At 58.6% G+C, this 16,047-nt stretch carries 14 protein-coding genes; all 14 read right to left on the bottom strand.

Features of this window, described 5'->3' with window-relative positions; translation table 11 throughout:
• Position 1 precedes the first annotated feature (1 nt).
• Positions 2-976 carry an NAD-dependent epimerase/dehydratase family protein gene (locus N3C12_09100; GenBank protein MCX8072593.1) on the bottom strand — a complete coding sequence of 325 codons (975 nt, stop codon included), beginning with the start codon at positions 974-976 and terminating at the stop codon, positions 2-4.
• Positions 973-2,043 (bottom strand): Gfo/Idh/MocA family oxidoreductase, encoded by a 1,071-nt coding sequence (locus N3C12_09095; protein MCX8072592.1) that lies wholly within the window; start codon positions 2,041-2,043, stop codon positions 973-975. The genes N3C12_09100 and N3C12_09095 overlap by 4 nt, the downstream gene beginning before the upstream one ends.
• A 76-nt stretch (positions 2,044-2,119) precedes the next feature.
• Positions 2,120-3,127 (bottom strand): NAD(P)-dependent oxidoreductase, encoded by a 1,008-nt coding sequence (locus N3C12_09090; GenBank protein MCX8072591.1) that lies wholly within the window; start codon positions 3,125-3,127, stop codon positions 2,120-2,122.
• Between the two features lie 115 nt (positions 3,128-3,242).
• Positions 3,243-3,398 carry a hypothetical protein gene (locus N3C12_09085; protein ID MCX8072590.1) on the bottom strand — a complete coding sequence of 52 codons (156 nt, stop codon included), beginning with the start codon at positions 3,396-3,398 and terminating at the stop codon, positions 3,243-3,245.
• A 66-nt stretch (positions 3,399-3,464) separates the two neighbouring features.
• Entirely contained in the window at positions 3,465-4,424 is a 960-nt protein-coding gene (locus N3C12_09080) for a glycosyltransferase family 4 protein (GenBank protein MCX8072589.1), read from the bottom strand.
• 474 nt (positions 4,425-4,898) lie between these two features.
• Positions 4,899-6,365, bottom strand: a complete 1,467-nt coding sequence (locus N3C12_09075) for a sugar transferase (GenBank protein MCX8072588.1) — start codon at positions 6,363-6,365, stop codon at positions 4,899-4,901.
• Positions 6,349-7,557, bottom strand: a complete 1,209-nt coding sequence (locus tag N3C12_09070) for a DegT/DnrJ/EryC1/StrS family aminotransferase (GenBank protein MCX8072587.1) — start codon at positions 7,555-7,557, stop codon at positions 6,349-6,351. The genes N3C12_09075 and N3C12_09070 overlap by 17 nt, the downstream gene beginning before the upstream one ends.
• A gap of 106 nt (positions 7,558-7,663) precedes the next feature.
• The gene (locus N3C12_09065; GenBank protein ID MCX8072586.1) at positions 7,664-8,560 is read right to left on the bottom strand and encodes a GNAT family N-acetyltransferase; all 897 of its coding nucleotides are present in this window, start codon (positions 8,558-8,560) and stop codon (positions 7,664-7,666) included.
• Between the two features lies 1 nt (position 8,561).
• Positions 8,562-10,001, bottom strand: a complete 1,440-nt coding sequence (locus N3C12_09060) for a bifunctional O-antigen ligase/aminoglycoside phosphotransferase family protein (protein MCX8072585.1) — start codon at positions 9,999-10,001, stop codon at positions 8,562-8,564.
• Positions 10,002-10,026: 25 nt separating this feature from the next.
• Positions 10,027-10,752 carry a CpsD/CapB family tyrosine-protein kinase gene (locus N3C12_09055; protein MCX8072584.1) on the bottom strand — a complete coding sequence of 242 codons (726 nt, stop codon included), beginning with the start codon at positions 10,750-10,752 and terminating at the stop codon, positions 10,027-10,029.
• A gap of 21 nt (positions 10,753-10,773) precedes the next feature.
• Positions 10,774-12,327 carry a Wzz/FepE/Etk N-terminal domain-containing protein gene (locus N3C12_09050; GenBank protein ID MCX8072583.1) on the bottom strand — a complete coding sequence of 518 codons (1,554 nt, stop codon included), beginning with the start codon at positions 12,325-12,327 and terminating at the stop codon, positions 10,774-10,776.
• Positions 12,328-12,348: 21 nt separating this feature from the next.
• On the bottom strand, positions 12,349-13,071 hold the full coding sequence (locus N3C12_09045) for a polysaccharide biosynthesis/export family protein (GenBank protein ID MCX8072582.1): 723 nt from the start codon (positions 13,069-13,071) through the stop codon (positions 12,349-12,351).
• On the bottom strand, positions 13,064-14,380 hold the full coding sequence (locus N3C12_09040; protein MCX8072581.1) for a glycosyltransferase family 4 protein: 1,317 nt from the start codon (positions 14,378-14,380) through the stop codon (positions 13,064-13,066). The genes N3C12_09045 and N3C12_09040 overlap by 8 nt, the downstream gene beginning before the upstream one ends.
• Positions 14,380-16,047, bottom strand: a complete 1,668-nt coding sequence (locus tag N3C12_09035; protein ID MCX8072580.1) for an alkaline phosphatase family protein — start codon at positions 16,045-16,047, stop codon at positions 14,380-14,382. The genes N3C12_09040 and N3C12_09035 overlap by 1 nt, the downstream gene beginning before the upstream one ends.

The following is a 16,047-nucleotide window of genomic DNA, read 5'->3' as shown; positions in this document are numbered from 1 at the left end:
GTCAGGAACTTTTCAAAGACTCGAAGACTTCGCGCAAGTCCTCGCGCCAATTGACCCGCGGAGTCCAGCCCAGCAACTTTTGCGCGCAACTGGAATCGTAATATGCGCGCCGAGTAGCGCGGGCGATTTGATGGTAACTCACAGGGGGGCGGCGGCCAATAAAACTGAGCCCCCTTTCTGCCAAAAGGACGGCGCCACCGATGGCAGAAACGGGCAGGTACACTGGGCGCCACTTGGCCCCGCTCAGTTCCCGGTAGGCCTCCGTCCATAGCTTTTGCGGCACGTGCGCGTCAATCACGTTGAAAGCGTGACCACCTACACCTGGTCCCTTTTCCACAGCGCACACCGCCGCATCAGCCACACTCCGTACGTGGCTCAATGGCAGCGGGTAATCTCGCCGGGCCAGGAGGAAGCACCAGCCATTCCGCAAAAAACTCTGGCGCGCCAAGGGAGGTCTCCGCCCTGGCCCCCACAAGAGTCCCGGGCGCAGGACCATCGCCGGCAGCCCACGTTTTGCCTCCCACAACACGAGCCGGTCGGCCGCAAGTTTGGAACGACTGTAATGGCCACGAGCGTTCGCTTCGCTCTCGTACGGCGACGTCTCCGTAACCGTGTAGTTGTCGTGTGGCACATCGTACACGCTCAGGGAGCTCACGTGGACAAAACAGGCCACGCCGTGGCCCACTGATTTTTCCAGCAAAGCCATGGTCGCCCGAACATTCACACTCGCAAAATCTTCCCAAGAACCCTCTGTCGTCACCCGAGCGGCAGCATGGACGACTGCCTGCACGCCAGACAGGATCCGATCTTGACACGCTGGGTCTGTCACGTCTCCCACCGTTTCCTCTACTCCTGGCGGCCACTTGCTATCCGTCTTCCAGCGGGTGAGCGCTCGCACGAGGCAGCCCCGTTCTACAAAAGCTTGCACCAGAGCCTTACCCAAAAAGCCACCAGCACCGGTAACGAGCACCCTCACGCGACCGCCTCCGGGGGCAAACTCCCCGCCCGCGTTGCCGACAGTGGAGACAGCAGCTCTTCCATCAATCGCACAACTGCTCGGCCATCCTCAGGAGAAACGGGAGGTTTCTGTCCACGTCGGTAGGCCTCATAAAACGCCCGCAAGTGCACACCGATCCCCGGGTAGTATCGCTGCCGACCGGCAAGGAACGCGAGGGTGTTTTTTGCGGTAGCGGCGCACAGTTGGTACGCCTCATCGAGGTTCGGAAGTACCTTTGCCAGCGGCTTGGGCAGTTTCGGTGAGCGCCGCAAAATCAGGGTCATGTTGTTCAAGTTCACAAAAGCGGTTCGCTCGGTGCCATACAACGTCACCGTATTTGCGAATGGGCGAGCACCCGAGGACAGGCACAGGGTGCCCAAAACGGACTCGCCTTCGAGGACAGCACGCAACTCAGTGACAACTCCATCCTCTCGAAACCCGTGAAGTGCCGCTACCCGCTGCGGCTGTCCCAGAAAGCCATGCGCCAAGTACGCCGGATGCGGCAGAACGTCAAAGATCGGCCCGCCCGGAAGGCTCTGTTTCCACTCCTGAATCTCGCCAGCTTCGCCTTCTCCAAAGGCAGCAAACAGCTCAACTGCGACCAACTTGCCTAAGGCTCCATCCCGGATGCATTGGCGCGCCTGCAAGACGACCGGGTCGAACCAACGATTATGGTCCACACTGAGAACCCGGCCGAGCTGATTTGCAGTTGCAATCATCGCGTCCGCTTCGCGGACAGATGTGGCCATGGGCTTTTCAACCAGTACATCCAGCCCCGCACGCATGAGTTCAATGGCCAGCGTCGCGTGGGTGTTCGGCGGGGTCAACACGTGTACGACATCGGGTTCGAGAGCAGCCTGCATCTCGCGAAGGCTTGCACATGTAGGCAGTCCCCAACGCCGTGTGAACGCCTCCCGCGCCTCCGGGCTCGCATCGCAAGCACCCACCAGGTGCACCCCTGGAATCGATCGTAGGTAGCTCGCGTGCACGTGGGCGATCCGCCCGCAACCAACCAAAGCTACACGAACTGGTCCACCAGACTTCATGACAAACCGGGGAACTCAGATGAGATCGGAAGTGAGGTCGATGCGATAAAGAAGTGGGCAGCCGTTTGACCAACAACTACGCTGAGGCTCGCTGTCGCGTGTATTCCTGAAGCTGCTTTACGTTGTAATAGATGGAAGCACTATAATCGCCCACTTCACCGGACTGCAGTACCGCGTGCACCTCGCGGATCGCATCCTCGACTGTCAGGCGAGGAACAAATCCGAGGCGCTCTCGGATCCGCTTAAACGATACGCGGTAACTCCGGCGATCTTCGATATGATCGAACTCCTCAACCTTTGTTCCGGGGAGGTACTCCACGACTTTTTGCGCGATTTGTCCCACAGTAAAATTCAAATGATCGCCACCCACGTTGAAGACTCCTCGATCCACACGGGCGGCTGGAGCTTCTACCGCTTGAACAAACGCCTCAGCGGCGTCCTGGACATGGATGTGCGGGCGCCATTGGTGAGGACCCAGAATGCGAATGGTGCCAGTCACGGTGGCGCGCGCGGTGATCGTATTCACCATCAAGTCAAAGCGCATTCTCGGCGACAACCCGCAAACCGTAGCCAAACGCAAAATCACGACCTCCACATCTCCCGCCTCTCGGAGGAGGATATCCTCGGACATGATACGGGTCCGAGCGTACAATGACACCGGGTGCAGGGGCGAGTCTTCATGCAAGGTGCTACTTCCATTGGCACCATACACACTGCAAGAAGAGGCAAAAACCAAACGCTGCACGGAAGCGTCACGACATGCCTCCAAGAGCACGCGCGTGGATTCATAGTTCGTCATCAACGTCTCTTTTGGGTCTAAATCGCAGGCGGCGTCACCGACAAGGGCCGCAAGCGCCACGACTGCCCGCGCACCTTTGACGGCTTGGACCACGTCGCGAATGTGGCAAATGTCGCCGTAGCGGACCTCGAAGTCACGGTCTCCCTGCAGCTCCGCGATGCCGTGTTCTCCGTACAAAAATTTATCCAACACACGAACTCGGTAGCCACGCTGCAACAGCCTGCGGACCAAGTGGCTGCCAATGTAGCCAGCACCGCCGGTAACCAGTATCGTGTCTCTCTGCATACCCAAGACCCCTCCCTGTTATCCGAGAATTCGGCTCACAGATTCCTGTTCTTTGGACCCGCCTTCCTGCTCGCACCGAGTTGCGACGCAGTTTACAAGCCTGCGCTATCAACCATCAACGCAGCAAATTGTCCAGTCCCCACGTGCGGATGTACCAACCAGTCATCGGCCTCAGGACACGCCCCGGCCGTCGACTCTCCTTTCCTACGTCCCGCTGGATAGCGGCTTTGTCACGCAACAAAATTTCCTCCGCTGCCGGGTCAACCCACATTGCAGGCGCACCTGCTCACTTTCACAAGCCTTGGAAAATTGCAAGAAAAAAACAGCACTACGACGCTCACTTGACTGTCGAGGGCTGCACCAAGACGCGCGCTAGTTCCCGCACATTACGATCACGATCGAAGTCTTCCACGACGCGAGCTCTCGCGTTCCTGGCAAGTTCTGTTCGGAGGGATCTGTTATCGAGAAGCTCCACGATCGCCTCGGCTAAGGCACGCGGATTGCCTGGAGGGACCAGCCGCCCATGGACGCCATCAGTGATCAGCTCACGAATCCCTGGCAAATCCGAAGCCACTACCGGAATCTCCATAGCCATCGCTTCGACCAAGACATTTGGAATCACATCCTGTCGGCCCCACTCCTCGACGACGACGCTAGCCAAAACGAACAAATCCGCCTTGGCGTACTCCTCCGCAACCTGCTCCTGCACCAGCGGACCGGTGAATTGCACTTGTTCCCCTAATTCAAGGTCGCGCACGAGTTTCTCTAAAACTGACCGTTGCGGACCTTCCCCGATGATGACGCACTGCAGCGGGCGTGTAACAAGCTTGCACGCTTGGATGAGAACGTGATGGCCTTTGTAGAGGCGAAGTGCACCGCAGGACACAATGCGAGGAATCGGATTCTGGCGTGGGCGCGCCCGAGGCGAGAAGCGCTGCAAATCGACTCCGTGGTAGTTAACAACAAGTCGCGTTCCCCCTGTTTTCGTCAGGCCCCGAAGGTACTCTGCATTGACTCGAGCGCACGTCACCACCAGTTGCGCGGCTTCCAGCTTCGCCGGCAGCAGAATCGGCATGAGGTAAATATCATAAGCGTGGGCGGTAAAGCTGAAGCGAATCCCAAAAATCCAGTGCATCAGCAGGGCCACCGTTGTCGCATGAGTGGCCCAGTGAGCGTGAACACGCGTGACGCCCTGTTCGCGAAGGTGCTCACCCAAGTAAACTGCTAGTGGAAACAACCACAACGACTTAAGGAGGTAAACGGTAGCGCTCGTGTTCCACAGCGCTTCTAAACGCATCGTCCAGGAAACATAAGCGCTGTCCTTTTTTCCTTGCTGGCGCCTTACCAACAACGCACGATCAGACCACCAATGTCGAAATAGCTTCCATAAGCTACCGACATAACGCCGTGGCCTGCTCCACACGGTGCGGAGGTTGGCCTTCAGGACTGCGCCAGAAAGAGGAGAGGGAACGTATGCAACTTTCCCGACGACTGCTTCCGCCTCTGGCTGTTGCTTGCATTGCGCTGCTCTCCGTAGAGAGTAAAGTCGTAAATCGACGCCCAGCTGCGTCAGGCCGAGCGACTCCCACATCACGAAAGTCTGATGGAGGACAGGAAATGCAGGATAGAGAAAGGCTATCGGCTGACTGGAATCGCCGTTGCCGCCACCACAATCTCGCCCCAATGGGACACCCGGCGCTGTCTCTCGCGTCGACACTTTCGAAACCTGTCTCTGGGCGGTTTGTCAACGCGGAAACCGCATAACCGGCCACTAAGTTGCCCCGGCCCGCTCTAAGTGAGGTGAGGGCGAGCCGTGGGGCAACAGCAGTTGGTTCAGCGCCGGGACAATCCGGACCGGCACATTCGCTCGTGCGCAAACCTCGATTGCCTCGCGCGCAACCTCCTCACTAACATCGGACAGGCAGACGAACACCGAATCTACCTTCTTTGCGGCCAATGCAAGAGGGAGCTCGGCAATGCCCCCCAAGACCTTGACCCCGTGGATGCGCGCGCCCCACCGCTCTGGCGTTTCATCGACAAACCCGACCGGAACATATGCGGCCAGGGGCTCCTCCATCATCGCCCGACACATTTGCTCGCCGCCCAAGCCGGTTCCCACGATTAGCGCTGGCATGCGCCGCTTTGTTCTCTTGAAGGTCGAGCGCAAGTAGCTCCGCAACATCAGCCGCAACCCTCCCCAACCCAGCAACACCAGTGCCCAATCAATGACGAACACGGAGCGAGGGTGGGACTGCATCCCTAAAAAGTAGGTGAGTCCCGCAACGAGCAGCGAACTCGTAGTGACCGCTTTGAACAGCGCAATAAAATCCCACACACCGAAGTAACGGAGCACGCTCTGATAAACGCCGAAATAGACCGCAACGGCTGGACGCAAGACCGTTACCAGCAAAAGCGTTTGCGGAACGTACTCGGCGGGCGGAATGTGCCAATCAAACCGAACGAGCAGCGCCGTGAGGTATGCACCAATGGCGCAGCCCACATCGGCTAACAATAACGCGATCCGCTTGCGGCGTTCCCAAAGATACCGGGCACGCACCGCTCCCCGAACCGTGGCCCAAACCCCACCGAGCAAGAACTTCAGTTCACTCCAAAACGTTGCGTTGCGGACGAAGTCCAGATCACGCTGCAACTTGGCTGGCAGGATATGCTCCACGTAGTAGGCTTCTGTGTCCTTCAACCCGTCAGGGTATTCGTCAGCTTCGTCTCGCCCGTGAATTTGGCTTGGGCCAAAAATGCCCGGTGGGACACTCAGCACCTGCAACTGCTCCCCCCGGTAGAACTGCACGAAATAAGGGTCCTCCGGCCGGGGCCCTACAAAGCTCATCTCGCCTTTGAGTACATTGATCAACTGCGGCAATTCATCGATCTTGGACCACCGCAGAAACTTTCCCAACCTGGTTACACGAGGATCGCGTTTAACGGTTAGCCGAGAGCCCATCTGGTAGGCCCCCTGAACCATGGTACGAAATTTAAAAATACGGAACAACGAGCCGCCTTGGCCAACCCGGCGCTGCCGGAAAAATACCGGGCCAGGAGAATCCAACTTGATGAGCACGGCAACCGCGAGAAAGAGCGGCGAGAGCAAGACGAGGCCAAGAACCGCGAGAGTCACGTCGAGCAAACGCTTCGCCGTACGCCCGATCGGACCCATCCGGCCAAAGCCCCAAGCCGGAACGCGGGGAACTTGCAGATACCCCGCTTCAGCGTCGGTGCGCACAGACGATCCTCCTCAGTTGCTCGCAAACGAACGCAACATCTTCGTCGCTCATCCTGGTAAACAGAGGCAATGACAAAATTTGCTCGGCTACGGCCGAAGCGACCGGAAAGTCTTTCGCTTCGAAGCCAAACGCCGTCCGGTAAAACGCGTGCATGTGGAGCGGAACGAAGTGGACCTGCGTGCCAATCCCAGCAAGTCGCAGCTCCTCCATTAGCCGGTCTCGGTCAATACGCAGCATCTCCGTACGCAAGCGAACGACAAACAAGTGCCACGCGTGCTCGACCTCGGGGCGCACGGCTGGAAGGACAATTTCCTCCAGATCCTGCAGCAGACTTTGGTAAAGTTGCACTAATTCTTTTCGGCGTGCATGCAAACCTTTTAGTCTGCGGAGCTGCACCAGCCCGAGGGCAGCGTTGAGGTCCGTCATGTTGTACTTGAAGCCTGGGTACAGCACGTCGTAACGCCACTGCCCTTCGTTACTGTATCGTCTCCACGCATCACGGCTCATCCCGTGCAGTCGACGCGTGCGCAGGATATCGACCCACTCCTCGCGAGCAGTTGTGAGCATCCCCCCCTCGCCGGTGCAAAGGTTCTTGGTTGCGTAAAAGCTAAACGCGGTCAGGTCTCCGATTGTCCCGACCCTCTTCCCCTTGTACGAAGCAGGGAGGGCGTGGGCTGCGTCCTCAACCACCACCAGATCGCGCGCCCGCGCGATTTCCAAAAGCTCATCCATAGCAGCCGGGTGCCCAGCAAAATGCACGGGAAGGAGCGCTTTGGTCCGCGGAGATAACTTCCGCTCCACGTCAACCGGATCGAGGTTGAGGGTGTCCGGACTCACGTCAGCGAGCACCAGCCGACCACCCGCGTGAATGATTGCGGCACCAGTGGCGGTAAACGTGAGTGTACTGGTGATCACTTCATCGCCGGGCTCCAGCCCAATGCAATTCAGCCCGAGATGAAGAGCCGCCGTGCAGGAACTGACCGCCACAGCCTGTGGCGCGCCGATAAACTCAGCAAAGCGGGCTTCGAACTCCTGGGTTTTGGGACCAATCGTGAGCCATCCCGAGCGAAGGGTGTCGACAACCGCTTGGATCTCCTCTTCGCTGATGTCCGGTCGGTAGAACGGAACTTCACGCCGTGCCCCCGAGGGCTCCGGCGAATGGTGCCTGTACTGTGGACTCGCTGCCGTCATGGCCGCAACGGCCTCCCTCCCAAACTGCTCACCTACACTTCCCGCGGATAATGCTGCCCCTTCCCATCATGGAACCCGACTTCAAATCAAGCCCCTTTCCCAACTCCTATGGGCTCGACTCTTCCGAGAACCGGAGGAGTCCTGCAGCCTTTCGCCAAAAAACCGCGTGTCTCCCTCGTCGAGCTGCCCACTGTCGCACCAAGGCTCGAGCTCGCGGCTGGGAAAGCAACAAGCGAAGAAGCGGGTGGAACACAACCACTTGGCGGATTGGGCGCGGGTAAAAACCCATGCTGAACTTGAATTCATCGAGAGGTTGAACCGGCTCGAGTGATTCCAACCCAAACGTAATCTGCGGCACGCCGCGGTGTACGAGCATCTCCTCAGCAACTCGAAAAACCAGCGCATTATTGGGGTAAGCGCCACGTTCCCCCGTCGTCGATCGACTGAGGAGAAACTCCACGGCATCGTCGAAGGTTACGGTAACGAGAAAGGCAACCAGCTGATCACCTACCCAGGCGCCCCATCCCTCGATGCCCGGAGTTTTGCGACAGGCGTCCCAAAAGCGCCGCCACCGCTCTCGGCTCCACGACCCCCCGCGATTTTGCCGCTCAAGAGTTTCCACGTGGAGAGCCCATCCATGCTCTTCGAGTGTGGCAAAATCCGTTGGACGAACCTCGCACCGCTTTAACCCTCGACGTACTTTGCTCCGGACATTGCTACTCAGTTGCTCGAGCCCGTAGTCATGCCGGTCGAGCACGATCTGGTAACTAAGCCGGCCCCACTCGCAGTTCAGCGGAGCAGCAAAGCGCACGCCAGCGCAGCCAAAGCCACGGAAGAGGCCCTGCAGCTCCTCTCGGGTTACCTCGTACTCACGGTGGTGTGGTGCTGAAAGCAAAAACCAGCGACTGGCCTCGAACCAAAACACGTCCCCGTTCCGACGGACATGGTAGCCTTGGAGCGTAAGGAACCGAGCATAGTCTTCAGCACGCAAGGGTGACTGCATCTCACGTCAACCGCAACCGCTGCATATCGGCTTCCACCAGGCGGCGCAGCACAACACCGATCCCGATTAGCCAGAAAAGTAAGACAAACTGCCAAAGGTCCGCGACCAGTGAGAAAAACGCAAGGGAGATCAGACTGACTTTCGCTGCTTTTGCAATCCACAACAGATCGGTTACGGCTGACGGCGGTGCCATGCTCATCCACTCCTCCGCAAGCCGGAAATTCCGCCACGTGCGCCACAACAGGACTAAAAAAGCGCTCAAGCAGAACACGCCGCCTTCCACGAGCGTGAGCAGGTACGAGCTGTGGGGCGCCGCGGTTGATCGCGCTGGGTCTTTAAGAAACCGGGCAATCTCCCAATTCCCCATGCCCACCCCCAAAAACGGGCTGTCGAGAAACAACTCCCACGCGACCTCCCAAGCGCGTCCCCGCCGCTCCAACGAACCCGCTCCCTCCCCCACTTGCGCTTGCTGGGTGCCTGGAAGGTTTGTGATCCGCTCAAGGCTTCGCTCCGGCACGAACTGGGCAACCAGGACGCCAACTAGCAAGGCGCCTACCACCCAATTCACAACTGCCCGAACACCGACACGCTCATCCCACAAGATACTCACAAAACAAACAACCAGTCCGAGTAACCCACTGCGGGAAGCAGTCATAAAGACTGCAAGCCCCATCACGGCGATTGCGAGGAGCAAGGCCATTTTCAAGCCTGGCAACGTGAGCGATCGCCGCAAGTACCACAGGCCCGCCACCGAGAACACAGCGAGCATTGCCAGGCGGTTGGGATTGTAGGCGGCTGCCACTAATCGCGCTTCGGTTGTGGCGCGGTAGCCGTACAAGCCCCCTCCTTGGATGACGCCCTGCACACCGCTTAAGGCACTCGCCACCATGAACGCGAGGCCGAGCAGGTAAATCATCCGCACGTGATCAGGCGTACGGATGAAGGCAATGAAGAACACAGTGAAGGCCACCCGATTGACGAAAATCCGCATATTTGCCGCACTGAGCTCCTGTTCCCCGAGGAGCTCTAAAGTGTGAGGGTCAGGCCCGTTCAACCAGCCGGAGATGTAATACATTGCGACCACGAAACCCAGCAGTTGGACTTCGGGCACGGTGACGAACCACCAATCGCGCTCTCGGTACACCTTGTATGCGAGCAGTACGAGAAAGACCAACCCCAGCACGTTGTTGATCGTCAGGAAGCCCACCCCCTGCAGGGCACGCGGGTAAGTCATCAGGAATGTCGATAGAAAAACAGCAATTCCGTAGTGGGGCCGAGCCACGACCAGTGCGAGGAAGAACCCCGCCAGGACCAGGAGGACGGTAGCCCCACCCAGGACAACGGAGCCCGCCCCTGCAACCAAGGCAATGCCTAAGACCAAAAGAAACGGTGCCCAGGTTCGTTCGCGCGAGCGGGGAAAAGGAATTCCTATTGTATCCATGCGCGGTCGCTCATGGAGAAAGTTCTCACAGCAAATTCTCCAAGAACGCTGGGATGTAAGAGCGCTGCCGGTTCAGCACCACGCCCAGAATGCGAGCGCCAACACGATCAAGTTGGCGTTTCGCTGCTTCTGCGTCGGTCACAGGGGTACGGTCTGCTTCGAACACCAAGATCACCCCGTCCACTTTGGAAGCGATTACTGCTGCGTCAGCGTAAAGGTTCACCGGAGGGCCGTCGATTACGACGAAGTCAAACTGCGTCTGCAAGCGAGCGAGTAAAGCTTCGATGGCTTCGACCGCAACCGTGGTCGCCGGTTGCATACCCGCTGGGATCACGGACAAGTTCCATTCATCCACACGAGTCACGATCGCTTCCGGCGCGGCCCGCCCCAACGCATAGTCCGACAGACCAAAGCTCGTCGGCACCGGCAGCAGGTTTCTCAAAGACGGGCTCCGCAAGTTCGCTTCCATCAGCAGCACGCGTGCTTCGCGTTCGCGTGCCAGTGCCATCGCAAGACCTAACGCAACCGTTGTCGTCCCCTCGCCATGCTGAGCACTCACCAAGAGAATCGTATGGAGACCGGCGGGTACGGTCATCGACAAAACGCTGGCGCGCAACCGTTGGTAGTCCTCCAATATGGCAGCGGCCGGGTCCTGGAGAACTGGCGGAGGAGCTCCCGGACTGGGCGCGCGTGTTCGCTCCCGTTCCCGCTCCTCTTCCGCCTTTTTCAACGCCTCGTAAATCTTGCTCACACCGCCCTCAGCGTGCGCCAATCAACGAGTTCCAACGTCACGAACAGTTCCCAACAACGGCAAGCCTAGGAACCGTACAACATCGCTTTCCGATCGCAGTGGCCGACTCACATACTCCCTTGCAAACGCTCCGGCAATACCCACCACAAGGCCAGCCAACAGGGCGAGGCTAGCCGAGACACGGCGGGTATCGATTCGCGGGAGTGGCAAAGCAGGGCGCTGGACCACGCTCACGTTAACCAGCTTTTGCTCGTCCATGGCTCGACTAATGCGAGCTTCTTGCTCCCGCTTGACGTACAGCTCATAGGCCTCCCGACGAGTTTTCACTTCGTCCTCTAGGCGTTGGAACTCCACGGCCTTCTGCCGGAGCAAAATCAAACGCCTCGTGGATCGGCTCAATTCGTCCTCCAAGGCCGCCTGCCGGGCCCGCAACTCACTAATTTGGCTCTCCAAATCGAGGAGCGTACGCAAGCGATCCTCTCGCAGGGGATTGGTCCGGTAGAGTTGGTGAGACACGATCGTAGGCCGGTCTCGGAGCTCCGCTTCAAGGGCAGACCGCAGTTCCTCGATTTCCTCCGCATTATCCCGAACGTGACGGTCCTTCTCCGTATATTTCCGCAACAACGCTACCCGGTCGAGCTGTCGATCCACAAGCTGAGAAGTGAGCTGGGTAACAACCGGATTGATTTCCAAAGATTGCGAGCGCTTCACTACCTCCGGCTGCTGGGCAATTTGCTCGCGCAGCACGCGCAGTCGCTCCTCCGTTCCCACAATGCTTGCGTTGATCTCGCGGAGCACACTGGCCGTCTCTGCTACCAACCGCACCGTCGCGGAAATTTCATCTGTTGGCGACACTACACCTTCTTTACTCGTAAATTCGATGAGCGCCCGTTCCGCGCGCCGGAGTTCTTGCTCCAGAGCTCGCCTCTGCTCGTCGTAGAAACGAGGCAACTCTTTGTTGCCGTGAACCTCTGCGTGATAGGCTAAATACTCATCGACCAACTGGTTCACGACACGAGCGGCATACGCCGGATCGGTATGCCGGTAGTCAATCTGAATGACATTCGATGCCTTAATCGGGGTTACAGCGAGAGAAGCTTGAAAGGCGGCAAGTTGGTCAGCCGCTGCAGTTTTCTGCGAAACCCGGGCCACACCCGATTTTCCATCGACTGCGAGCGACTCCAACACCGAGGCCAATAGGTCTCGGCTGGTTACGATGTGGACTTCTGTGTTCACGAGGGACTCGTTCAGTTGAACCGGCTCTAGCTTCGTTACGTCGGTCGGCTGAACCGTAGGATCGGTCCGCGAAGCTGAGATCATCACCTTCGCGCTAGCCAGGTATTTCGGCCGCTGCAGCAGCGTACTAATCAGTCCAGGGAGAGCCACTGCTAGAAACAGCCCCGCGATGAGGCGTTTATGCTTGAACAAAACATGCAGGATGTCACGGACTTGATCGCTGGCGGCGCCCCCAAAACCCCCATTGCCATTCCAGCCGGCGTTGCCGCCAAAGTTTCCCGGACCTCCGAGGGAGGTGTTTCGTACGTTGTTTGGGCGCCGTTGGGGCTCGAATGCCATATCAGGGTTCGCTTTCGGCCTCTAGAACGACGTGCCTGCACCCACGCGCGGCTCGACCGGAAGCAAGCCCCGGATATACAAGCGCACAAACGCGTTCACATCACCGATAAACGTGCGCGGCACGTACAAGACATCACCGGGACGCAGCTCCACATCCTCCGGAGCACCACTCTTCAGGGCTTGTGCCAAGTCTAAGCGCGTGCCTTGGTACTCGTTGTCGCCGGGGGAGAGCCGCAGAACACTGTCGACCCTAGCAGTGTCCAAAAATCCTCCTCGGTCAGCAATTGCTTGTAAGGGCGTCATGCCCTCGCGATACGGGACAATGCCCGGCACCCGCACTTCCCCCATCACGTAAACCCTCAGATCAGCAGTCTGCGCCACCAGAACCGACACCTCAGGCTCCCGTAATCGGTCTTGCGTTCGCTCAACGATGAGACGCGCTAGCTCGTCCGTGGTGAGACCGGCCACGTGAATGTCACCAGCCATTTGCAGCGAAATCCCTCCGTCCGGGCGGACTGGCACCTTCACATCCAGCTCCGGGTGATATAGGAACTTGATTCGGAGTAAGTCACCAGGCTTAATCCTGTAGGGTGGTGTCTGCCCGGGCGGCAGGGGCAGAGGAGCATCCAATGGCGGTAACGCCGCAGTCGGGGCAGCCCGTCGTGCGCATCCGGCGGCAAAAGCCCAAGTGCATACGTTGAAGACTACGATCCCCAGAATCAGCCAACACCGTCGCTCACGCACGGGCCTCGTCCTCCCGGCTAACATCCGCTCGCTTATATGAAGTCCAAGGATGCCTATCAACACCCAAATCGTGTTCTGCAATTCGCAACAACGAGCCAAGACCATTGTTGCAGAACCACCAAGCCGATCGAAATACTCGCTCCATGGACTCAGCCACCTGAGCAGCCGCTGGCAAGCAAGAAACCCACCGCAGCGCAGCTTGGGCCGCATGTTCGAGCGCGTGGGGACTTTGCACCATGCGCATCAGGAGGTCCCTCAGCGCCTCAGCGTTACCGGCCTCAAATATGGTCTCCGGATCCGTCCACTGTACCCCCCTTGCAACGCCCGACGAAATCACCACCGGCTTTCCCAGCGCTGCAACGTTGATGACCTTGATCGGAAAGCCGGACCAAGAACTCCTCGGACAGACCCAAAGATCTGCTCGTTGGAGCCAAAGTCGGACCTCTTCAAAACTCCGGCAGACGACAACTTCAACGTCTGGAGATCCGGCTATTGCTCTCAGCTCTCCCGGGGCAAGCTTCGTCCAATCGTGTTCATGCGTCACCAGGAGCAGACCCACGTTCGGGGTGCATTCCCTGAGCAAGCAAAATGCTCGGGCGAGCAGTTCCAAATCTTGGTATGCATCTAAATTGCCGGCGTAACCGAGAATAAACCTGTCCGATAACAACGTGCGGGTCCTCGCAATCTTCGTGTCCTTGCGGCTGAGTTCCGGGGCCGCAGGCGGTATGACGGCAATGCGATCTGGATCAATGCCACAATCAGCCAACCCCTCCTTCTGCGCTCTCGAGAGTACCACCACGGCGTCCGCCAAGCGGGGGATCCAGCGATCGGCCAAATGGCCTGTCCGGCGGGCAAGCCACCGCATTATAGGAACCCGGAAATATGCTGGGAGTTCATCGCACAGCAAGTTGTGGGCATGGTACACCACGGGGCAACCGCTCAACCACCTAGCGATGCAGGCAACTACCGGACCCTCGTAGTTGTGCACATGCAACACATGAATCCGGTGTTTCTTCACAACCGCGTATACGGTTAGGACCAAAAAGCAATCCCACACCAGCTTACGCAGCAGCCAAGGAAGGCGCTCGATCCATTTCCCCCAAAGCGTGCAGGTGCGGTGCAGTGTAATGCCACGGATCGGCACCAGGTGCTCTCCCAAGGGGTACGAAATCACATGCACCTGATGTCCCCTCGCAGCTAACGCTTCCGCCACCTCGCGAATCAACGCTTGCGACCCGCGCGCCGAGGGAAAGGGGCAAGGCGCGACCACGCCCACGCGCAGCTGACTCGGCAATTCAGCGCCAATCATCACAGGTACCCTAGGTCCTCCAAGCGTTTCGAAATTTCTACCTCTTCTTCCTTTGAGTAAGCCCTCGGACTTCGAATTGCACCGCACACGTTGGACGCTGCGGCCAATGACGACGTGCTTACAATGGACGCAAAAGTTTCTCCATCAAAAAATTGTGGCGTAGAGGACACCCCGCACAGTTGAAGGACAGCAGGCGCAAATTGCACCATGTCCACAGTTCCCGCGTTGCCTACCGTCACGACGGAAGGACCACCCAGAGCGAATATCCCGTTCCGGCAATGGGCCCCGCTCAACCCTTGCAGTTTGCCTCCCCGCCAACTGCTCAAATCGATAGTAGTCACTACTGGACCGGCCCGACCGCCGCTGCTTGCTGGAACGACGGCGTACCCCGCTTCGTCTTCGCACACTTCGAGCAAGAGATCGGGAGCATCAACAACATAAGGACCAGTGTAAACTTCCTCACGAAACCACACCGATCGAACAACCGGTCGACCGCTGTCCTCATGACGCCAAGCCAGCAGCGCATCCCGAATCTCGCTACGCACACGCGTATAATCGCTCTGCGACACCACCCCGAGGGGATCCCGGCCCTTCACGTTCAACCAAAGACTCGGGAAGTAGCCAAGTTCTTCAGAAAAGGCAGCGGATCTCGCGAAGTCAATTCCCCGAAAACGCGCCGCGGTCTCTAGTGCACTCGACCACCTACCGCCGTACCCGTTGAACAGGATGCGCTGGAAACGCGGAGGCATCACAGAGAGGGCGAGGGGCTTCATCCAAGCAGGCACCAAACAGCTGCGAGAGGCGAGGAATCGTAACCAGCCGTGCTCTTGCAGCCACCGGTTCAGGTGGATCCTCCGCAACCCTACTCCACCGAACCCGTGATCAGACACAACCAAAACGTCGGCATCCGGAGCCAGTTTCATAAGTCGCGCCAACGCCTCGTCCAGCGCCTGGTAAACCTCCTCGATCACGTTGCCCATCAACGGGTCTGCGCTTTCCGGCGCGAATGGGCTGTGCGGATCGGAAAAGTGCCAGAAGTGGTGGGCTACGGTATCCGACTCTCCGAAGAGTACGAGGAAACAATCCCAGGCTTCTTGTTTGAGGAAGTGCGCAGCCACCCGCAATTTTTGTTCAATCCCACGCAACAACCGCTGGCGCGCGCGTGCGTACCACTTTGAATTGACGCGGAACTCTTGGAAGTCGGCGAAGGGGAATCCGCCGAGAGAGGCGATCTCCGCTGCGCGTTCCCGCGGATACACGAAACTATCGTCCGCCCAAGTGGTCACGGGCGTGTCAAAACCGCTCAACATAATCCCGTTCACTGCCTCGGGCGGATACGTGGCCGGTAGGCCAAGCACACAAACGCGCCTTCCAACACCACTGAGGATCGACCAGATGGTAGGAGCTCGCCGCCACGTGCTGTTGACAAAACGAACTTGGTATGTCCCGCGCTCCCTGCAAGTGAAATCAAAAATACCGTGACGGCCTGGGTTGACGCCTGTCATGAACGTGGTCCAGCTCGGGAAGGTCACTGGCGGCCAAGGAGCGCGCACCCGACCCCAAACGCCGCGCGCACGGAGAGCCGCGAGGTTGGGGAGCCGCCCCTTGCGGATCATCGGCTCTACGAGGTTTGGTGAGGCACCATCCCAACCAACGATCAACAACAT

This window comes from Candidatus Binatia bacterium (genome assembly GCA_026415395.1).
Lineage (GTDB): Bacteria > Desulfobacterota > Binatia > HRBIN30 > HRBIN30 > HRBIN30.
The sequence above is the reverse complement of the archived record's forward strand: the minus strand, read 5'-3'. Positions and strand labels throughout refer to the sequence as shown.

What these genes read in the sequence shown, in the direction of transcription:
- N3C12_09095 (MCX8072592.1), bottom strand. Translation starts at nt 2,043, where the DNA reads ATGAAGTCTGGTGGACCAGTTCGTGTAGCTTTGGTTGGTTGCGGGCGG.
- N3C12_09090 (MCX8072591.1), bottom strand. Translation starts at nt 3,127, where the DNA reads ATGCAGAGAGACACGATACTGGTTACCGGCGGTGCTGGCTACATTGGC.
- N3C12_09085 (MCX8072590.1), bottom strand. Translation starts at nt 3,398, where the DNA reads ATGTGGGTTGACCCGGCAGCGGAGGAAATTTTGTTGCGTGACAAAGCC.
- N3C12_09080 (MCX8072589.1), bottom strand. Translation starts at nt 4,424, where the DNA reads ATGCGTTTAGAAGCGCTGTGGAACACGAGCGCTACCGTTTACCTCCTT.
- N3C12_09070 (MCX8072587.1), bottom strand. Translation starts at nt 7,557, where the DNA reads ATGACGGCAGCGAGTCCACAGTACAGGCACCATTCGCCGGAGCCCTCG.
- N3C12_09065 (MCX8072586.1), bottom strand. Translation starts at nt 8,560, where the DNA reads ATGCAGTCACCCTTGCGTGCTGAAGACTATGCTCGGTTCCTTACGCTC.
- N3C12_09060 (MCX8072585.1), bottom strand. Translation starts at nt 10,001, where the DNA reads ATGGATACAATAGGAATTCCTTTTCCCCGCTCGCGCGAACGAACCTGG.
- N3C12_09050 (MCX8072583.1), bottom strand. Translation starts at nt 12,327, where the DNA reads ATGGCATTCGAGCCCCAACGGCGCCCAAACAACGTACGAAACACCTCC.
- N3C12_09040 (MCX8072581.1), bottom strand. Translation starts at nt 14,380, where the DNA reads ATGATTGGCGCTGAATTGCCGAGTCAGCTGCGCGTGGGCGTGGTCGCG.
- N3C12_09035 (MCX8072580.1), bottom strand. Translation starts at nt 16,047, where the DNA reads ATGTTGTTGATCGTTGGTTGGGATGGTGCCTCACCAAACCTCGTAGAG.